General features: G+C 65.4%; 17 protein-coding genes. 15 read left to right on the top strand and 2 right to left on the bottom strand.

Translation table 11 applies throughout. The features are described from left to right. Positions 1-11: 11 nt before the first annotated feature. Positions 12-2210, bottom strand: coding sequence for a heavy metal translocating P-type ATPase (locus ABT392_RS11465; protein WP_395385745.1), 2199 nt, complete (start codon positions 2208-2210; stop codon positions 12-14). A 185-nt stretch (positions 2211-2395) separates the two neighbouring features. Between ABT392_RS11465 and ABT392_RS11460 the strand changes: the two genes are divergently transcribed. The 14 genes from ABT392_RS11460 (at position 2396) to ABT392_RS11395 (ending at position 13537) form a co-directional block, all read left to right on the top strand. After that, on the top strand, positions 2396-2653 hold the full coding sequence (locus tag ABT392_RS11460) for a heavy-metal-associated domain-containing protein (protein WP_334275973.1): 258 nt from the start codon (positions 2396-2398) through the stop codon (positions 2651-2653). A gap of 95 nt (positions 2654-2748) precedes the next feature. After that, on the top strand, positions 2749-3171 hold the full coding sequence (locus tag ABT392_RS11455; protein ID WP_395385746.1) for a hypothetical protein: 423 nt from the start codon (positions 2749-2751) through the stop codon (positions 3169-3171). A 118-nt stretch (positions 3172-3289) separates the two neighbouring features. Next, positions 3290-3649, top strand: coding sequence for a hypothetical protein (locus tag ABT392_RS11450; RefSeq protein ID WP_395385747.1), 360 nt, complete (start codon positions 3290-3292; stop codon positions 3647-3649). 9 nt (positions 3650-3658) lie between these two features. Beyond that, a complete protein-coding gene (locus ABT392_RS11445) occupies positions 3659-5080 on the top strand; it encodes a TolC family protein (RefSeq protein ID WP_395385748.1) in 1422 nt (473 codons plus the stop codon). A gap of 14 nt (positions 5081-5094) precedes the next feature. Then, positions 5095-6504 carry a copper oxidase gene (locus ABT392_RS11440; RefSeq protein ID WP_334275969.1) on the top strand — a complete coding sequence of 470 codons (1410 nt, stop codon included), beginning with the start codon at positions 5095-5097 and terminating at the stop codon, positions 6502-6504. Positions 6505-6568: 64 nt separating this feature from the next. Continuing rightward, positions 6569-7093 (top strand): cupredoxin domain-containing protein, encoded by a 525-nt coding sequence (locus ABT392_RS11435; RefSeq protein ID WP_334275968.1) that lies wholly within the window; start codon positions 6569-6571, stop codon positions 7091-7093. Further along, complete coding sequence (locus ABT392_RS11430) at positions 7074-7580, top strand: DUF411 domain-containing protein (protein WP_334275967.1); 507 nt, start codon at positions 7074-7076, stop codon at positions 7578-7580. The genes ABT392_RS11435 and ABT392_RS11430 overlap by 20 nt, the downstream gene beginning before the upstream one ends. A gap of 11 nt (positions 7581-7591) precedes the next feature. Continuing rightward, complete coding sequence (locus tag ABT392_RS11425) at positions 7592-7945, top strand: copper-binding protein (RefSeq protein ID WP_334275966.1); 354 nt, start codon at positions 7592-7594, stop codon at positions 7943-7945. A 166-nt stretch (positions 7946-8111) separates the two neighbouring features. Further along, on the top strand, positions 8112-8522 hold the full coding sequence (locus ABT392_RS11420; protein WP_334275965.1) for a hypothetical protein: 411 nt from the start codon (positions 8112-8114) through the stop codon (positions 8520-8522). Positions 8523-8668: 146 nt separating this feature from the next. Beyond that, the gene (locus tag ABT392_RS11415; RefSeq protein WP_334275964.1) at positions 8669-9088 is read left to right on the top strand and encodes a hypothetical protein; all 420 of its coding nucleotides are present in this window, start codon (positions 8669-8671) and stop codon (positions 9086-9088) included. Positions 9089-9104: 16 nt separating this feature from the next. Beyond that, positions 9105-9350, top strand: a complete 246-nt coding sequence (locus tag ABT392_RS11410) for a DUF2933 domain-containing protein (protein ID WP_334275963.1) — start codon at positions 9105-9107, stop codon at positions 9348-9350. Then, a complete protein-coding gene (locus tag ABT392_RS11405; protein ID WP_334275962.1) occupies positions 9347-9997 on the top strand; it encodes a methyltransferase family protein in 651 nt (216 codons plus the stop codon). Before ABT392_RS11410 ends, ABT392_RS11405 begins: the two co-directional genes overlap by 4 nt. Before the next feature lie 44 nt (positions 9998-10041). After that, entirely contained in the window at positions 10042-10647 is a 606-nt protein-coding gene (locus tag ABT392_RS11400) for a YqaA family protein (protein WP_334275960.1), read from the top strand. Positions 10648-11173: 526 nt separating this feature from the next. Continuing rightward, positions 11174-13537, top strand: a complete 2364-nt coding sequence (locus ABT392_RS11395; RefSeq protein WP_334275958.1) for a copper-transporting P-type ATPase — start codon at positions 11174-11176, stop codon at positions 13535-13537. A gap of 20 nt (positions 13538-13557) precedes the next feature. Here ABT392_RS11395 and cadR read toward each other — a convergent pair whose 3' ends face one another. After that, complete coding sequence (cadR, locus tag ABT392_RS11390; protein WP_334275957.1) at positions 13558-14037, bottom strand: Cd(II)/Pb(II)-responsive transcriptional regulator; 480 nt, start codon at positions 14035-14037, stop codon at positions 13558-13560. 67 nt (positions 14038-14104) lie between these two features. On the opposite strand from cadR, the gene ABT392_RS11385 reads away from it, so the two are divergent. Next, on the top strand, positions 14105-16369 hold the full coding sequence (locus ABT392_RS11385) for a heavy metal translocating P-type ATPase (protein ID WP_395385749.1): 2265 nt from the start codon (positions 14105-14107) through the stop codon (positions 16367-16369). The last annotated feature ends 10 nt before the right edge of the window (positions 16370-16379 follow it).

Here is a 16379-nt window from a genome sequence, read left to right as displayed (position 1 = left end):
TCGTACACGGTTCAGCGAGCTTTCCAGCGGCGCAGCAACAGCGCGTTGCCAACGACGCTGACGCTGCTGAAGGCCATGGCTGCACCGGCCATCATTGGATTCAGCAGGCCGAAGGCGGCCAGCGGGATGCCCACAAGGTTATAGATGAAAGCCCAGAACAGCCCGCGTTTGATCGTCGCGTAGGTGCGGCGCGAGATGTCCAGCGAGGCCGCAACCAGCTGCGGATCACCCCGCATCAGCGTGATGCCTGCCGTCTCCATGGCCACGTCGGTGCCGGTGGCCATGGCGATGCCGACGTCGGCCGCGGCGAGCGCGGGGGCGTCGTTGATGCCGTCGCCCACCATGGCCACCGTCCTGCCGGCCGCACGCAACTGCTGCACGGCGGCCGCCTTGTCGGCCGGCAGGACCTCGGCCTTGACCTGGTCGATGCCGAGCGCCTTGCCAACGGCCAGTGCGCTGCCACGCGTGTCGCCCGTCAGCAGCACGGTCGCAATGCCCAGTTCGTGCAGGCGCTCAACGGCTTGCCTTGCCGATGCCTTGATCGAGTCACCGAAGGCCAACAGGCCCAGCAGCGTCAGTCCGTGATCGGTTTCCTGCGTCAGCCAGGAGATGCTGCAACCCTGTGCCTCAAGGCGCTGGGCATCGACGGCCAACAGGCCCGAGTCGACTCCTTGCTCACGCAACAGGCGGCTGCTTCCCAGCGTCAGCCGCTGACCGCGGACGATGGCTTCCAGCCCCCGGCCCGGCAATGCCCGCGCCGCGCGAGCCTCCGGCACGGGCAGGCGTTCGTCGCGCACCTTGTCCATGACGGCGCGCGCCAGCGGATGCTCGCTGTTCTTCTGCAGCGCGGCGGACAGGGCCAGCACTTCGGCCTGGCGAGAGCCCGGCGCCGCGTGGACAGCAAGCAGGGTCGGCCGACCTTCGGTCAGGGTACCGGTCTTGTCGAACACCACCGTGTCGACTGCATGGGCCAGCTCCAGTGCCTGGGCGTCCTTGATGAGCACACCGTGCTGGGCGGCAATGCCGGTGCCGGCCATGATCGCCGTTGGCGTTGCCAGGCCCAGCGCACATGGGCAGGCGATCACCAGCACGGTAACCGCGTTCACCAGCGCCTGCTCCCAGTCACCCGACGTGGCCACCCAGCCCAGCAGGGTCAGCAAGGCGATGCCCAGCACCACCGGAACGAAGACCGCGCTGACCCGATCGACGATGCGCTGGATCGGAGCCTTGTCTGCCTGCGCACTCTCGACCAGGCGGATGATTCGCGCCAGCGTTGTCTCGGCGCCGACGGCCAGGGTCTTCAATGTCAGCACGCCTTCCTCGTTGATGGCTCCGCCGGTGACCCGGGCGCCGGCCACTTTGGCAACAGGCATGCTTTCGCCGGTAATCAGGGACTCGTTGACATGGCTGCTGCCTTCGACGACTTCGCCATCGACGGGAATCCGGTCACCCGGCCGGACCAGGACCAGATCGCCGATCCGCACCAGACCGACCGGCAGCTCGGACTCGACACCGCCTCGCAGCACCCGGGCGACGGCAGGCCGCAGCGCGTTCAGCGACTGCAATGCCGCCGTGGTGCTGCGCTTGGCGCGAGCTTCCAGCCATTTGCCCAGCAGTACCAAGGTAATCACGGCGGCAGAGGCTTCGAAGTAGAGGTGGGGCATGCCATGCTCGGCATGCTTCAGCAGAAGGTAGATCGACAGGCCGTAGGCGGCCGAGGTGCCCAGCGCCACCAGCAGGTCCATATTGCCGCTGCCGGCGCGCACAGCCTTCCAGCCGGCGCGGTAGAAGCGGGCGCCCAGCCAGAACTGCACGGGCGTCGCGAGGGCCAACTGCAGCCATCCGTCCAGCATCCAGCCTATGCCCAGCACTTGCAGTAGCATGGGCGCGACCAGGGGCAAAGTCAGTACCGCACCGGCGGCGACTGGCAGCCAGTCGGGTTGCTTCGGCGCCGCCTGGGCGTGCGCCTCCGCCACTGGGCGAGCGCTGTAGCCCGCCTTCTCCACGGCGAGACTCAAGTCTGCCTCGCTGATGGTCGCCACCGCTTGCACGGTCGCACGCTCCGTGGCGAGATTTACGGACACCGCCGAGACGCCCGGCACCTCCATCAAGGCCTTCTCGACGCGCATCACGCAAGAAGCACAGGTCATGCCGAGGACCTGCAGATCGAAGGCGGCGGGCCGCCCCTGCATGGCGAGGGTGGTGGACATGGTGTCTCTCCAGTCAGGTTGTTCAAGGTGCCGGAATGCTCAAGCTTCCAGCGATGTCAAGGTCAACGGTTAGCGCAGACAGCCCACATGCCTGGTGTGGTCTCTCGCGTCGCTTGGCTTGACTCTCCAACCGTGTCAAGGATGACAGTCGGGTCTCCGATCAAGGAAACAACCGGAGATTCAAGATGATTGCTTTTGAAGTGAACGACATGACTTGCGGCCATTGCGTCAGCACCATCACCAAGGCGCTGAAGGCTGTCGATGCAGGTGCACGGGTGCAGATCGATCTGGCGTCGCATCGCGTACAGATCGCGCCGACCGAGGCGGACGAGGTGGAACTGAGCGATGCGATCAAGGAGGCAGGCTACACGCCCGTGATGGTGTCCGACGCCGCTGTTGCCTGCACGCCAGGCGCTAAGGCCGGCCACGGTTGTTGCCACTAAACGGGGGGCATGTCGACGTGAGTCCTCGGCACATTGACACATGTGCCATGCCCCGGCACCACGCGACGGGCCCCTTCGTCCCTTACAATTTGACCATGAGCAAGTTCTGGCGGATCGCGTTCGCATGGCTGTTGGCCGTGGCGCTACCCATTCAAGGGTACGCCGCCCAGACCATGCTGCTCTGCGGCCCGGCCAACCATCACAGCAGCGTGATGGACGACCACGCGGGGCAAGGCCATGACCATGCCAGCATGGCGCATGACGATGCCCCGGCGCATGACCACGCTGAGATGAGTTCAACGGCTGCTGATGCCGACAAGACACCCTCCGCCAAGGCGGGGCATGCTGGTAAATGCAGCGTGTGCTCTTCCTGCTGCAACGCCGCAGCCATCACCACTTCCATGGTGAGCTTCACGGTGGCACCTCCGGACCTGCCCGAGGTCCCGACCGTCAAAGTCGCCCACGACCGCGTGATGGTCGGCGGGCTCGACCGACCGCCTCGACTCTCCCGCACCTGAACGGGCCGGGCGGCGCGCTTTGCGCAAAGCCTTTGGCGCCCTGTATTGAGCCTGATCTGGCGCGTCCTATCGACGCGCCGGTCCGGCGGCAGCACAACAGTTCACTTGCGAGAGAACCATGCAATCCACTGCAAACGGCGTGGCGCTATTTCTGTCCGCCACGACCTTGTGGCTGGCGTCCAGCGCGTCGGCCCAGACGGCCCCGAGTGAAGCTCGGCGGCCCGACCCACTGAATCCCAAGGCTCAAGTGCCGACCGTGGTCTATCGATCGGCCTTCAAGGACTACCGTCCAAATACCGAGGCCGAGGTGGGCTCCTGGAAGGACGCCAACACCACCGTGCATCAGGCGGGCGGCTGGCGCGCCTATGCCCATGAGGCCAGGCAGCCCGACCAGCCTGCGCAGTCACTGCCAGCGGCGTCGGCCTCATCGGCACCGAGCAAGCCGGCGGCGAAGCCCTCGGGCCATGCGCATCACTGAGGGGCACCCATGAAAAACTACCGAAGCGCCCCGGTGCGCCTGGCACTGCTCGCTGTGGCCCCGCTGCTGCTGGCCGGCTGTGCGAGCCTCAGCGGCAATGGCGGCATGACGTTCGTACAGGATGCCGCGAAAACTCATCTCGGCGCCACCGTCCAGGTGGCCAAGACCGACCAAGACATCGACACCATTGATCGTCGCGTGGCCGAGTTGCTCGGCAAGCCGATGACTGCTGACGCGGCTGTGCAGATCGCTCTGCTCAACAATAGGGGCTTGCAGGCCAGCTTCCAGGAACTGGGCATTGCCGAAGCCGAGATGGTGCAGGCCAGCCGGTTGCCGAATCCCGGCTTCAGCCTTGCCAAGCTCAAGCGAGGCGATGAGCGAGAGATCGAACGTGGCTTCTCGTTCGACCTCGGTCATCTGGTGGCGCTGCCATTGACCCGCCAGCTCGAGAGCCGGCGGTTCGCTGCCCTGCAGCGCAGCGTGGCGATGGAGATGCTGTCGCTCGCCGCCGAAACTCGCAAGGCCTTCTACGCTGCTGTGGCCGCCGAGCAGACGGCCAGCTATATGCGGGATGTGCGAGCCACGGCCGACGCAGGCGCCGAGTTGGCCAAGCGCCTCGCGCAAGCTGGCAACTGGACCAAGCTGCAGCAGGCTCGCGAGCATGGCTTCTTCTCAGAAGCGGTGCTGAACGCGGCTCGTGCCGAAGCGGCCCGTGTGTCAACGCGCGAGCGCCTGACGCGATTGCTGGGTCTGTGGGGAGCACATGGCGCCTTCGCGCTGCCTGCGCGATTGCCTGACCTGCCCGCCGAACCCAAAGACCGCCCAGACATCGAACAGGTGGCCATGGCCACGCGCCTCGACGTGCAGGCGGCCAAGGCCACGCTGGACGCCACGGCCAAGAACCTGGGCCTCAGCAAGGTGACGCGCTTCATCAACGTGCTGGAGCTGGGCTATATGCGCAACAGTTCCAACGAGGCACCGCGCCAGACCGGCTACGAAATCGGCATCGAGATCCCGCTGTTCGACTGGGGCGACGCACGCATTGCAAAGGCCGAGGCGGTCTACATGCAGAGCGTTCACCGCACGGCGCAAATCGCTATCGAAGCGCGATCCGAGGTGCGCGAGGCCTACCAGGGCTACCGTTCGGCCTATGACATTGCCAGGCACTACCGCGATGACGTGGTGCCCACGGCCAAACGCATCTCCGACGAGAACGTGCTGCTCTACAACGGCATGTTCATCAGCGTGTTCGAGCTGCTGGCCGACGCGCGCTCCCAGATCGCCAGCGTCAACGCCTCGATCGAGGCACTGCGTGATTTCTGGGTGGCTCAGTCGGATCTCGACATGGCCCTTGTCGGCAAGCCCAGCCTTGGCGGCAGCGCACCCTCGGCCTCGGTGGCCGGCACGGGCGGCGGCGCGGCCGCTCATTGAATCAGGAGTTCACGATGTTTTCCAGACGCAACTTTTTCCGCGGCGCCGGCGCTTTGACCGCAGCCGTCTCTGCCAGCGCCGTCAGCCGCGTCGCCCTGGCCGCGCTGCCCGAGCCAGTGCTGCAGACCAAGCCCGACACGATGCCGCCGTTGGTGCCCAACAGCGGACGCCCTTACAACCCCGTAGTCACACTCAACGGCTGGACCTTGCCCTGGCGTATGAACCAGGGCGTCAAGGAGTTCCACTTGGTGGCCGAGCCTGTGGTGCGCGAACTGGCGCCCGGCATGAAGGCCCATCTGTGGGGCTACAACGGGCAGTCGCCGGGCCCGACGATCGAGGTGGTCGAGGGCGATCGGGTGCGCGTCTTCGTCACCAACAAGCTGCCCGAGCACACCAGCATCCACTGGCATGGCCAGCGCCTGCCCAACGGCATGGACGGCGTGTCGGGGCTGACGCAAAAGTCTATCCAGCCTGGTAAGACCTACGTTTACGAGTTCGTTGCACGCCGCCCAGGCACATTCATGTACCACCCGCATGCGGACGAGATGACGCAGATGGCCATGGGCATGATGGGCTTCTGGGTCACACACCCGAAGGTGAAGCACCCGCTGATCGACGAGGTGGACCGCGACTTCTGCTTCCTGCTGAACGCCTTCGACATCGATCCCGGCGCGGCCACGCCCAAGATCATGACGATGACGGATTTCAATCTCTGGTGCTGGAACAGCCGCGTGTTCCCGGGTATCGACACGCTGAACGTGCGCAAGAACGACAAGGTGCGCATTCGCGTCGGCAACCTGACGATGACCAACCATCCGATCCATCTGCATGGGCATGAGTTCGCGGTCACCGGCACCGATGGCGGGCCGACGCCCAAGGCCGGCCGCTGGCCTGAGGTGACGACCGATGTGGCTGTCGGCCAGATGCGCCAGATCGAGTTCGTTGCGGATGAAGAGGGTGATTGGGCCCTCCACTGCCACAAGAGCCACCACACGATGAACGCCATGGGGCACAACGTGCCCACGATGATCGGCGTCGACCACCGCCAGGTGGCCAGGCAGATCACCAAACTCGTGCCCGACTACATGGTGATGGGCGAGCGGGGCATGGCCGACATGGGCGAGATGACGATGCCGCTGCCTGACAACACGCTGCCGATGATGACCGGCGAGGGCCCGTTCGGCGGTGTCGAGATGGGCGGCATGTTCTCGATCCTGAAGGTCCGCAAGGACCAGAAGCGCGGCGACTACAGCGACCCCGGCTGGTACCAGCATCCCAAGGGCGAGGTGGCCTTCGAGTGGACAGGCCAGTTGCCAGAACCCGCACGCTTTGCTGCTGAAGGCGGACAGTCGATGCCACGCAAGATGCCGGCACCGCCCACCGAGGTCAGCGTCCGCAAGCCGACAGGCCACTCTGAGCACTGAGCCATTCAGCCTGCCTCATTGTTTCAATCTCGCTGCAGATCAACGGCGATCTCAAGGACTCACTATGCAACTCATCCCTCAAATTTCGATCTCAGCGCTCGCGCTCACGCTTGTTTCCGGCGCGGCACTGGCCAGCGGCAATCACCCGGGCGGGCACGGCCATGACAGCGATGCCATTGGCAAGCCTGGCATCGCTGCCAAGGCTTTGCGCACCGTCCAGATCAACATGAGCGACGCGATGCGCTTCACGCCGTCGAGCGTGGACGTCAAGCAGGGCGAAACCGTGCGTTTCGTCGTGAAGAACTCCGGTCAGGTCAAGCACGAGATGGTGCTGGGTACCGAGAAGGAGCTCAAGGAACACTATGAGGTCATGAAGAAGTTCCCGGAGATGGAACACGCCGACCCCAACATGGTCACCGTCGCACCTGGCAAGGCCGGCGAGATCGTGTGGCAGTTCACCAAAGCCGGCAAGATCGACTTTGCCTGCCTGCAGCCCGGCCACTACGACGCGGGCATGAAGGGCGCCGTCAACGTCGCCGGCAAGGTCGGTGCGCCCAAGGCTGACAGCCATGCAGACCACAAGCACTGACGCCCTGCCAGGGTCGCTGATGACGCGACGCCAACTGCTGGCCGGCTGCGCCGTTCTGGTGATTGCTGGGCCAGCAAGGGCTCGCAGGGCGACGCCTTCCGAGCTGGCGCCTCGAATTCAGGTCTGGAAAGGCCCGAGCTGCGGTTGCTGCAAGGACTGGATCAGGCACCTGGAGACCAATGGCTTCCAGGTGTCCGTCAGTGACGCTGGCAATACCAATGCACGCAAACAACTGGGCGTCGACATCAAGTACGGCTCATGCCACACCGGCCTGGCCGGCGGCTACGCCATCGAGGGTCATGTGCCGGTGCGCGAGATCCGGCGCCTGCTGCGTGAGCGGCCGCAGGCGCTCGGCCTGGCCGTGCCAGCGATGCCCATCGGATCGCCGGGCATGGATGGCCCGGAGTATGGCCAGCGCAAGGATCCCTACGACGTGCTTCTGCTGAACAAGGACGGCAGCGCACGCACTTATCAAACCTACCGTTGAAGGAGCTACCCATGAACGCACTCAAGAACCTGACCCTGGCCTCGCTGATCGCAGCGAGCGCCGCCCTGGCCGGCACGGCCGCAGCCCAGGCCATGGACCACAGCAAGATGCATGGCACGGCCGCCTCTTCGTCCGCCGCGGATCTGACCGATGGCGAGATCAAGAAGATCGACAAGGACAACAAGAAGCTCACCATCAAGCATGGCGACATCAAGAACCTGGACATGCCCGGCATGACCATGGTGTTCCAGGTCAAGGACCCGGCCATGGTCGACCAGGTCAAGGTGGGCGACAAGATCCGCTTCAAGGTGGAGAAGGGCGCCAGCGGCTTCGTCGTGACGGAGATTCAACAAGCCGCCAAGTGATCCGAGCCATCGACTCGGGCGACCAGATGTCGCCGGGTTGATGAGGATCAACGTGAGGCGCCCCCAGTGGGCGCAACATGGTTTGTGCACTGAATGCTTGAGCGGGACGCGCAATTCCATGACAACAACGCTTGGACGAACGGCCAGAAGGCGGCTTGCAGCTGCCATGCTGTTCGTCTGGGTGTTCGCATTGAGTGCCGGGATGGTCAATGCCTGCGCGTTGGGCGGCGCAGGCGAAGGAGTTGCAGGCTTGGCGCCGCCGCCAAGTCCGGCCCATCAACATGACGCCGCCGCCGAAGAGCACGGGCATCAGGTCCATGCCGGCCACCCAGCTGCGCCTGCTCCGCAGGACCACGAGGGTGCTTGCCAGAAGTTCTGCGACGACGAGCGCTCCGCCTTGAGCCTCTTGGCCAAGGATCTGGGGAGTCCGGGCAGCATGCTACCGCTGCTCGTTCAGTGCAGTTCGCTGGCCTGGACGTCGGCTGATGTCTGGATGGCAGAAGAACCCATCACCCGGGTGCCACCGCGCAAGACGGGGCCACCCATTCCTATCCGCCTTCTGAGGCTGACCATTTAGCCATCCGCCATCGCGCCTCTGGGCAAGCCCAGTCAGGCGCAGATACCGCACGCCCATACTGGCGCGTGCTGGAGGCGGGGCAGCACGCGTGCCTTCGATCTGTACCCCAGTGGGGTTTCCTCGCCGTAACTCTTTCGGAGAGCACCATGAACAAGATTGCCTTCGGCGCCACGGCGCTGCTGTTCGTCGCCGGCCTCGCCACGGCCCAAACCAAAGAGCAGGACCATCAAGCTCACCATCCGGATGGCGCGGCCTCCGCCGCCCGGAACGCGCCGCCGAAGGCCGCTGTCCCTTCTGCCACGAAGAGTCCTGACATGGCCGACAAGATGAAGGTCATGCAGGACATGCACCAGAAGGTGATGGCGGCGAAAACGCCCGAGGAGCGCCAGGCGCTGATGGCCGAGCACATGAAGGCCATGCAGGGTGGCATGGCCATGATGAAGCAGATGTCAGCCGATCCGAAGGCGCGCGGCGCAGCCATGGAGCAGCGCATGGACATGATGCAGATGATGATGGAAATGATGATGGACCGGATGCCTCCGAGCCCCGCCGCTCCGGGCAAGTAACTCCAAGGAGATCGCCATGGAACACGATCATCAACGCGCGCCATTCTGGCGCTCCCGTTTTGGGCTGGGATGGATCGTTCTCGCGGCTGTCGCAGCATGGTTCCTCTGGGAGGAGCACCGTGCGCATCTGCTGGGCTTCCTTCCCTATGCATTCCTGCTCGCCTGCCCGCTGATGCATGTGTTCATGCACCGCGGCCACCACCACGGTGGCGGACATCACCAGCATGGAGACGATCGCGAAGACAAAAGGAGGCAGCCATGACGCACGATGCTCCCGCTTATGGGCTTTGGTCGCTGGTCATCCTGAACTCGGCCGTCTTCGTGATGTTCGCGTTCAGCTTCTTCAAGCCGCAGACGGCACGCGACTGGCGCAGCTTCAGCGCCTTCGCCGCCTTCATCGTTGCGCTGTTCGTCGAGATGTATGGCTTCCCGCTGACGATCTACCTGTTGTCCGGTTGGCTGCAGACACGCTATCCAGGCCTTGACCTGCTGTCACACAACTCGGGCCACCTGTGGTCGACCTTGCTCGGCGAGAAAGGCGATCCGCACTTCGGCGCGCTGCACATTGCCAGCTACATCCTCCTGGGCGGTGGCTTCTGGTTGCTGTCCAGCGCCTGGCATGTGCTGTACCACGCGCAGCGCCGCCACAGCCTGGCGACGGTGGGGCCCTATGCCCGGATCCGCCACCCTCAGTACGTGGCCTTCGTGCTGATCCTGCTGGGCTTCCTGGCGCAATGGCCGACGCTGCTCACGCTCGCGATGTTCCCGATCCTGCTCGTCATGTACGGCCGCCTGGCCATCACCGAGGAGCACGAGATGGAACAGCAGTTTGGCGACGCCTACCGCCGCTATGCCGCCCGCACGCCACGCTTCATCCCGGCGCTCGGCGGGGCGCAGGCAGCGACCTGAGCGCGATACCGGGGCAAGGGCAGGTCGGAGCTCGGGACAGGCTCATGCTGCGCGGCGTCGTCGAGTCCAGCCTGCTGCGCTCCTTGCTTCGGCGGGCCGACAGCCGCGCATTTCCAATCGTGGTGGCTGGCACGGCGACGGTCTCGACCTTGTCGATGTCAGTGCCATTCGCGAGCCTGCTGATCGCCGCGGTGTTGATGGCGCCGAAGCGTTGGCGGGCGATCGCAATCAGCTCAAGTGTGGGCGCCGCTCTGGGTGGGGGCCTGCTCTACCTGGCCTTTCATCATCTGGGGTGGGAGTTGTTGTTCACCCGCTATCCCGATGTGCTGCGCTCTGTAGCCTGGAGTGACGCGACGCGATGGCTGGGGGCCTACGGCGTGCTGGCCCTGTTTGTCATTGGCGCGACACCGCTGCCGCTGACTCCAGCGCTGATGCTCGCCGGCATCACTCGATTGCCAGTCGTCGAGGTCATGCTGGCGCTCTGGCTGGGCAAGCTCGTGAAGTACCTGGCCTATGCCTGGCTGGCTTCGAGGTTTCCGGCGCGTGCGATGCGAACCGAGTGGCCACACCTGGAGACCCTCCACGCCCTGCTCGTGCGAGGCGTGGGGTCTCGGCCTGCCATGCCGTCATCCGATGACGGGGCTCATTGATTCTTGTGCACCTTCGCGTGGTCATGCAGGGGCTTTGCCTTGGCCTTGGCGGGCGCTGAAGCCGCCGAAGCAGCCGCAGGCGCGCAAGGCATGTTCGCTGCGCTGGGCATGCCCCGCTCGGCACCATGGTCGTGGCGCTTCGCCTTGGCGCCAGCGCACTCAGTCGGCGAGGATGCGGCCGAGGCGGCCGGGGCCGGGCGGTCCTGCGCCATCGTTGCGGTGGAGGCCATCATGAGGAGGGCCAATGATGCAAGAGGTACCAATTTGCGCATGTCGCTACTCCTGGAGGTTGTGGACACTTCAGCCGGTGCTGACTCGAGGATCAGCTTAGGTAGGCATCCGATGAACTGCGTTGATGCGCATCAAGGCAAGTGCGGCGCGCAACTGGGCGATGGACCCGCAGGCCCGGATACTGAACGACGGTTCGGTCCCCCCGGGGAAAAATCCTTGACCTTACCATCGTGTCAAGGTCGAGACTGCGGCAGTCGATCCACCCGTCGGCGGACGCGCCATTGCAGGGAGCACCATGAAGAACGAGCACGAGCACCATGAGCCGGTCACGCCAGCGGTCTACACCTGCCCGATGCATCCGGAGATCCGGCAGGATCGACCCGGGCAATGCCCCATCTGCGGCATGAATCTGGTATCGGCTGAAGCGGCTGCGCAGCATGGACATACAGGTCACCAGCATCACCACCACCCCGCGTCTGCGCCGCACCAGGCGGAGACACATGTGGGTCATGCACCAACGTCCTCCTCGGAAACTGCGATCCGCGTACCCGCGTCTGGAGCCGGGGCGACGATCTACACCTGCCCCATGCATCCTGAGATCCGTCAGGACCATCCGGGGAACTGCCCGAAATGCGGCATGACGCTGGAGCCGCTGCTGCCCGAGCTGGAAGAGGAAGACAACCCGGAGCTCGTCGACTTCCAGCAGCGTTTCTGGTGGACGCTGCCGCTGACCGTGGTCGTCACCGTGCTGGCCATGCTCGGGCACCGGTTGCAGTGGTTCGAGATGACCACCCAGAGCTGGATCGAACTGGTGCTGACGCTGCCTGTCGCGCTCTGGGCGGGCTGGCCCTTCTTCCGGCGAGGCCTGCAGTCGCTGCTGAACCGCAGCCCCAATATGTGGACGCTCATCGGGCTGGGAACCGGTGCTGCGTTCGTGTACAGCGTGGTCGCAACGGTGGTGCCCGAGGTCTTTCCGGCGTCCTTCCGGGCGATGGGCCGGGTGGCCGTCTACTTCGAGGCCGCGGCTGTCATCATCTCGCTGACGCTGCTCGGGCAGATCCTGGAACTGAAGGCGCGCTCGCAGACCTCGGCGGCCATCAAGTCGCTGCTGGGTCTGGCGCCCAAGACGGCAAGGCACATTGACGAGCAGGGCGTCGAGAGCGACATCCTGCTATCCCACGTGCATGTCGGCGACCTGCTGCGCGTTCGTCCCGGCGAGAAGGTGCCGGTGGACGGTATGGTGGTCGAAGGCCGCAGCGCGGTGGACGAAGCGATGCTGACCGGTGAGCCGGTGCCGGTCGTCAAGTCGCCGGGCGACAAGCTGATCGGCGCCACGTTGAACACCAATGGTGCGCTGGTCATGCGTTCGGAGCGGGTGGGGTCCGCAACCATGCTGGCGCAGATCGTGCAGATGGTGGCGCAGGCCCAGCGATCGCGGGCGCCGATGCAACGCATGGCCGATCAGGTGGCCGGCTACTTCGTCGTCGCCGTGGTCGGCATCGCCGTGCTGACGCTGCTGGCCTGGGGCTTCTTCGGCCCCGAGCCGAGCTGGGTCTACGGCCTGGTCAATGCGGTGGCCGTGCTCATCATTGCCTGCCCCTGCGCGCTGGGCCTAGCCACCCCGATGTCGATCATGGTCGCGACCGGACGCGGCGCCACCAGCGGCGTGCTGTTCCGCGATGCCGCCGCGATCGAGAACCTGCGCAAGGTCGATGCGCTCATCATCGACAAGACCGGCACGCTGACCGAGGGCCGGCCGGTATTCGACCGGCTGATCCCGACGCCCGGTATCGATGAGGCCGAGTTGCTTCGCCTGGCCGCCAGCCTGGACCAGGGCAGCGAGCATCCGCTGGCCGAGGCCATCGTCAAGGCGGCGCGCGAGCGCGGGCTCTCGTTGGCCAAACCCGAGGGCTTCGAGTCCGGCACCGGCATCGGCGTGCGCGGCATCGTGGAGGGGCGTCAGCTGGCGCTGGGCAATACGGCACTGATGCAGCAGGTGGGTGTCGACGTCGGCTTGCTGCTGCCGCAGGCCGAGACGCTGCGGGCCGAAGGGGCCAGTGTGATGTACCTCGCGGCCGACGGGCACTTGCTGGGCCTGCTGGCTGTCTCCGACCCGGTCAAGGCCAGCACGCCAGAGGCACTGGCCGCACTGCGCGCTGCCGGGCTGCGCATCGTCATGGCCACCGGTGATGGTCTGACCACGGCCCGTGCCGTCGGGGCTCGGCTGGGCATAGCCGAAGTGCACGGCGAGGTGAAACCAGCCGACAAGCTGGCGCTGGTGTCGCGCCTGCAGACCGAGGGCCGCATCGTCGCCATGGCCGGCGATGGCATCAACGACGCACCGGCGCTGGCCAAGGCTGATGTCGGCATTGCCATGGGCACGGGGACCGACGTGGCGATGAACAGCGCCCAGGTGACCTTGGTGAAGGGAGACCTGCGCGGCATCTCGACGGCGCGGGCGCTGTCGGAGGCGACGGTCGCTAACATGAAGCAGAACCTGATGTTCGCCTTCGTCTACAACGCCCTGGGTATCCCGATTGCCGCCGGCCTGCTGTATCCGTTTACCGGCTGGCTGCTGTCGCCGATGATCGCGGCGCTGGCGATGAGCCTGAGCTCGGCCTCGGTCATCACCAACGCGCTGCGGCTGCGGCGCGGGTGATGGGGCTGCCTTGGCCACCTTCAACCACGGCCGGTGCTTCGCGATGCACTGACGCCATGGGTTCCGCCCAAGTGCAGCTTGGCATCTTCCGGACGCTTGGCGCTGGCCGGTCCTTCACTCAGCTCCTTCAGGATCTGGCAGTCAGCGCCGGCATTGGGGCCGTCGCAGCGTGTGCGAAGACCGACCAATTCATGCTTCAAGGCCGTCAGCTCGGCGATGCGTTGCGCAACATGTGCAATGTGCTCGTCGAGCAATAGGTTGACTTCACCGCAACCATCTCGGGGCGCGTCCTTCAGCCGCAGCAGCGCTCGCACTTCGTCCAGCGCCATGTCCAGTGATCGACATTTGCGGATGAACGACAAGCGCTCGACATGCGTGCCGTCATAGCTGCGGTAGTTGGACGCCGTCCGCGCCGGTGCAGGCAGCAGCCCCTCGCGTTCGTAGAAGCGAATCGTCTCCACCTGAGTGGCCGTCGCGGCAGCCAAATCCCCGATCTTCATCGACACCTTTCAATCATTGGCCAGGGGCACTTGACTCTACACCCGCTACAGGGTTTCAAATGGCCCCATGGATGCTCAAACCACCAGTCCTGCGGCGACCGACTCCACCTGCGAAACGGCCTGTTGCGGTTCGTCATGCGCTCAAGTGCCAGAAATCGCATCGATGCCAGCCGGCCCCGCGGATTCGGCGACACGGCGCTATCGAATTGCCACGATGGACTGCGCCACCGAGGAATCGGAGATCCGCAGGGCACTCGAGCCGATCGGCGAAATCAAGTCTTTGCGTTTCGACCTCGGTGAGCGCGTGATGTCGATCGTCGCCGATCCTGCTGCCCTGGATACCGCACTGGCGGCGATCCGAAAGATTGGCTTCACCCCGCAATTGCTGGATGTGGCGGTGCCGGGAGCTACGGGCGGATCGGGCCATGTCGAGACTGCACCGTTGAAGTCGGAGCTACCGAAGTTGCTGCTTGCGTTGCTGATGGCTCTCGTGGCCGAGGGCCTGTTCTTCCTGGCGGCCGACGGGCTGATGCTCAAGCTGGCTGAAATGCTCTTCGCGGGAACGGCCATCGCGTTGTCGGGCTTCAGCACCTACAAGAAGGGTCTGGCCGCCCTGCGTTCGGGACGCCTGAACATCAACGCGCTGATGGCAGTGGCGGTCACCGGCGCCTTCTTGATCGGACAATGGCCGGAGGCCGGCATGGTGATGGCGCTATACGCCATTGCCGAGTTGATTGAAGCGCGCGCCGTCGATCGGGCTCGCAACGCCATCCAGAGCTTGCTGGCGATGGCGCCCGAACACGCTGAGGTGCAGCAGGCCGATGGCTCGTGGGCGCGGCAACTTGTCGCTGTGGTGCCCGTTGGCGCCTTGGTACGCCTGCGGCCCGGTGAACGCGTGCCCCTCGACGGCGTGCTGATATCCGGCACTGGCAGCGTTGACCAGGCGCCGGTCACCGGCGAGAGCATCCCGGTCGACAAGGCTGCGGGCGACGAACTCTATGCCGGCACGATCAACCAGACCGCCGCGCTCGAGTTCCGGGTCACCGCGCTGGCTTCAAACAGCACCTTGGCGCGCATCATCCACGCGGTGGAGCAGGCGCAGGGCGCGCGCGCGCCGACGCAGCGTTTTGTCGACCGCTTCGCCGCGATCTACACACCTGCGGTGTTCCTGCTTGCCATCGCCGTCGCACTGCTCACGCCCTGGCTCGCAGGATGGAGCTGGATGCTTGCGCTCTACAAGGCGCTGGTCCTGCTGGTCATCGCCTGCCCCTGTGCGCTGGTGATCTCGACGCCGGTGACTGTCGTGAGCGCGCTGGCCGCAGCCGCTCGGCGTGGCGTCCTCATCAAGGGCGGTGTCTACCTGGAGCAGGCGCGCAAGCTCAAGGCCGTGGCGCTGGACAAGACGGGCACGATCACGGCGGGCAAGCCGACCTTGGTCGCGTTCCAGGTGCTCGACGAATCGGCGGACAGCAACGCTCTGGCCACGCTCGCCCTGAGCTTGGCGAGCCGCTCCGATCACCCGGTATCGAGCGCCATCGCGCAAGGCCTGCGCGCTGGCAACTTTCAAGCAGCCATGCTGAACGTCGATGACTTTGCCGCCGTGGCGGGTCGAGGCGTCCAAGGCCAGATGGCGGGCGCCGGCTATGTGCTGGCCAACCATCGCTGGATCGAGGAACGCGGCCAATGCTCGCCGGCCATCGAAGGCCAGTTGCGCGAGCATGAGAAGAACGGCCGAACTGTGACCCTGCTGGCCAGCGAGCAAGGTGCGCTGGCCCTCTGCGCCGTGGCCGACACGATCAAGCCCTCGTCGCAGCAGGCCGTGGCCGCCCTGAAAGCGCTGGGCGTCACGCCGGTGATGCTCACCGGCGACAACCAGGCGACGGCTGAGGCCATTGCCGCTCAGGCGGGCATTGCCGAGGTTCGCGGCAATCTGCTGCCAGAGGACAAGCTGGCGGCCATTCAAGACCTGCAACGCCGGCTGGGCCCTACGGGCATGACCGGTGACGGCATCAACGATGCGCCAGCCCTGGCGCAGGCCGATATCGGTTTCGCAATGGGTGCCGCAGGGACGCACACGGCCATGGAAGCGGCCGATGTGCTGGTCATGAACGACGACTTGCAGCGCTTGCCCGAGACCATCCGCCTGTCCCGCCGCACCCATGCCGTGCTGTGGCAGAACATCACACTTGCGCTTGGCATCAAGGCTGGCTTCCTGGTGGCGGCGGTGCTCGGGGATGCCAGCATGTGGATGGCTGTTTTCGCCGACATGGGGGCCAGCCTGCTGGTGGTGTTCAATGGGCTGCGCCTGTTGAAGGCGGACGTCAGCCGCTGATCCCGCCACA

Origin of the sequence: Paucibacter sp. JuS9, assembly GCF_044043925.2 — a bacterium.
Lineage (GTDB): Bacteria > Pseudomonadota > Gammaproteobacteria > Burkholderiales > Burkholderiaceae_C > JAUASW01.
Note: the sequence above shows the minus strand (reverse complement) of the source record. Positions and strands in the feature narration are given on the sequence as shown.

Bases quoted from the DNA above. Each gene is read 5' to 3' on its own strand.
- ABT392_RS11465 (WP_395385745.1), bottom strand. From the start codon at position 2,210: ATGTCCACCACCCTCGCCATGCAGGGGCGGCCCGCCGCCTTCGATCTG.
- ABT392_RS11460 (WP_334275973.1), top strand. From the start codon at position 2,396: ATGATTGCTTTTGAAGTGAACGACATGACTTGCGGCCATTGCGTCAGC.
- ABT392_RS11455 (WP_395385746.1), top strand. From the start codon at position 2,749: ATGAGCAAGTTCTGGCGGATCGCGTTCGCATGGCTGTTGGCCGTGGCG.
- ABT392_RS11450 (WP_395385747.1), top strand. From the start codon at position 3,290: ATGCAATCCACTGCAAACGGCGTGGCGCTATTTCTGTCCGCCACGACC.
- ABT392_RS11445 (WP_395385748.1), top strand. From the start codon at position 3,659: ATGAAAAACTACCGAAGCGCCCCGGTGCGCCTGGCACTGCTCGCTGTG.
- ABT392_RS11440 (WP_334275969.1), top strand. From the start codon at position 5,095: ATGTTTTCCAGACGCAACTTTTTCCGCGGCGCCGGCGCTTTGACCGCA.
- ABT392_RS11435 (WP_334275968.1), top strand. From the start codon at position 6,569: ATGCAACTCATCCCTCAAATTTCGATCTCAGCGCTCGCGCTCACGCTT.
- ABT392_RS11430 (WP_334275967.1), top strand. From the start codon at position 7,074: ATGCAGACCACAAGCACTGACGCCCTGCCAGGGTCGCTGATGACGCGA.
- ABT392_RS11425 (WP_334275966.1), top strand. From the start codon at position 7,592: ATGAACGCACTCAAGAACCTGACCCTGGCCTCGCTGATCGCAGCGAGC.
- ABT392_RS11420 (WP_334275965.1), top strand. From the start codon at position 8,112: ATGCTGTTCGTCTGGGTGTTCGCATTGAGTGCCGGGATGGTCAATGCC.
- ABT392_RS11415 (WP_334275964.1), top strand. From the start codon at position 8,669: ATGAACAAGATTGCCTTCGGCGCCACGGCGCTGCTGTTCGTCGCCGGC.
- ABT392_RS11410 (WP_334275963.1), top strand. From the start codon at position 9,105: ATGGAACACGATCATCAACGCGCGCCATTCTGGCGCTCCCGTTTTGGG.
- ABT392_RS11405 (WP_334275962.1), top strand. From the start codon at position 9,347: ATGACGCACGATGCTCCCGCTTATGGGCTTTGGTCGCTGGTCATCCTG.
- ABT392_RS11400 (WP_334275960.1), top strand. From the start codon at position 10,042: ATGCTGCGCGGCGTCGTCGAGTCCAGCCTGCTGCGCTCCTTGCTTCGG.
- ABT392_RS11395 (WP_334275958.1), top strand. From the start codon at position 11,174: ATGAAGAACGAGCACGAGCACCATGAGCCGGTCACGCCAGCGGTCTAC.
- cadR (WP_334275957.1), bottom strand. From the start codon at position 14,037: ATGAAGATCGGGGATTTGGCTGCCGCGACGGCCACTCAGGTGGAGACG.
- ABT392_RS11385 (WP_395385749.1), top strand. From the start codon at position 14,105: ATGGATGCTCAAACCACCAGTCCTGCGGCGACCGACTCCACCTGCGAA.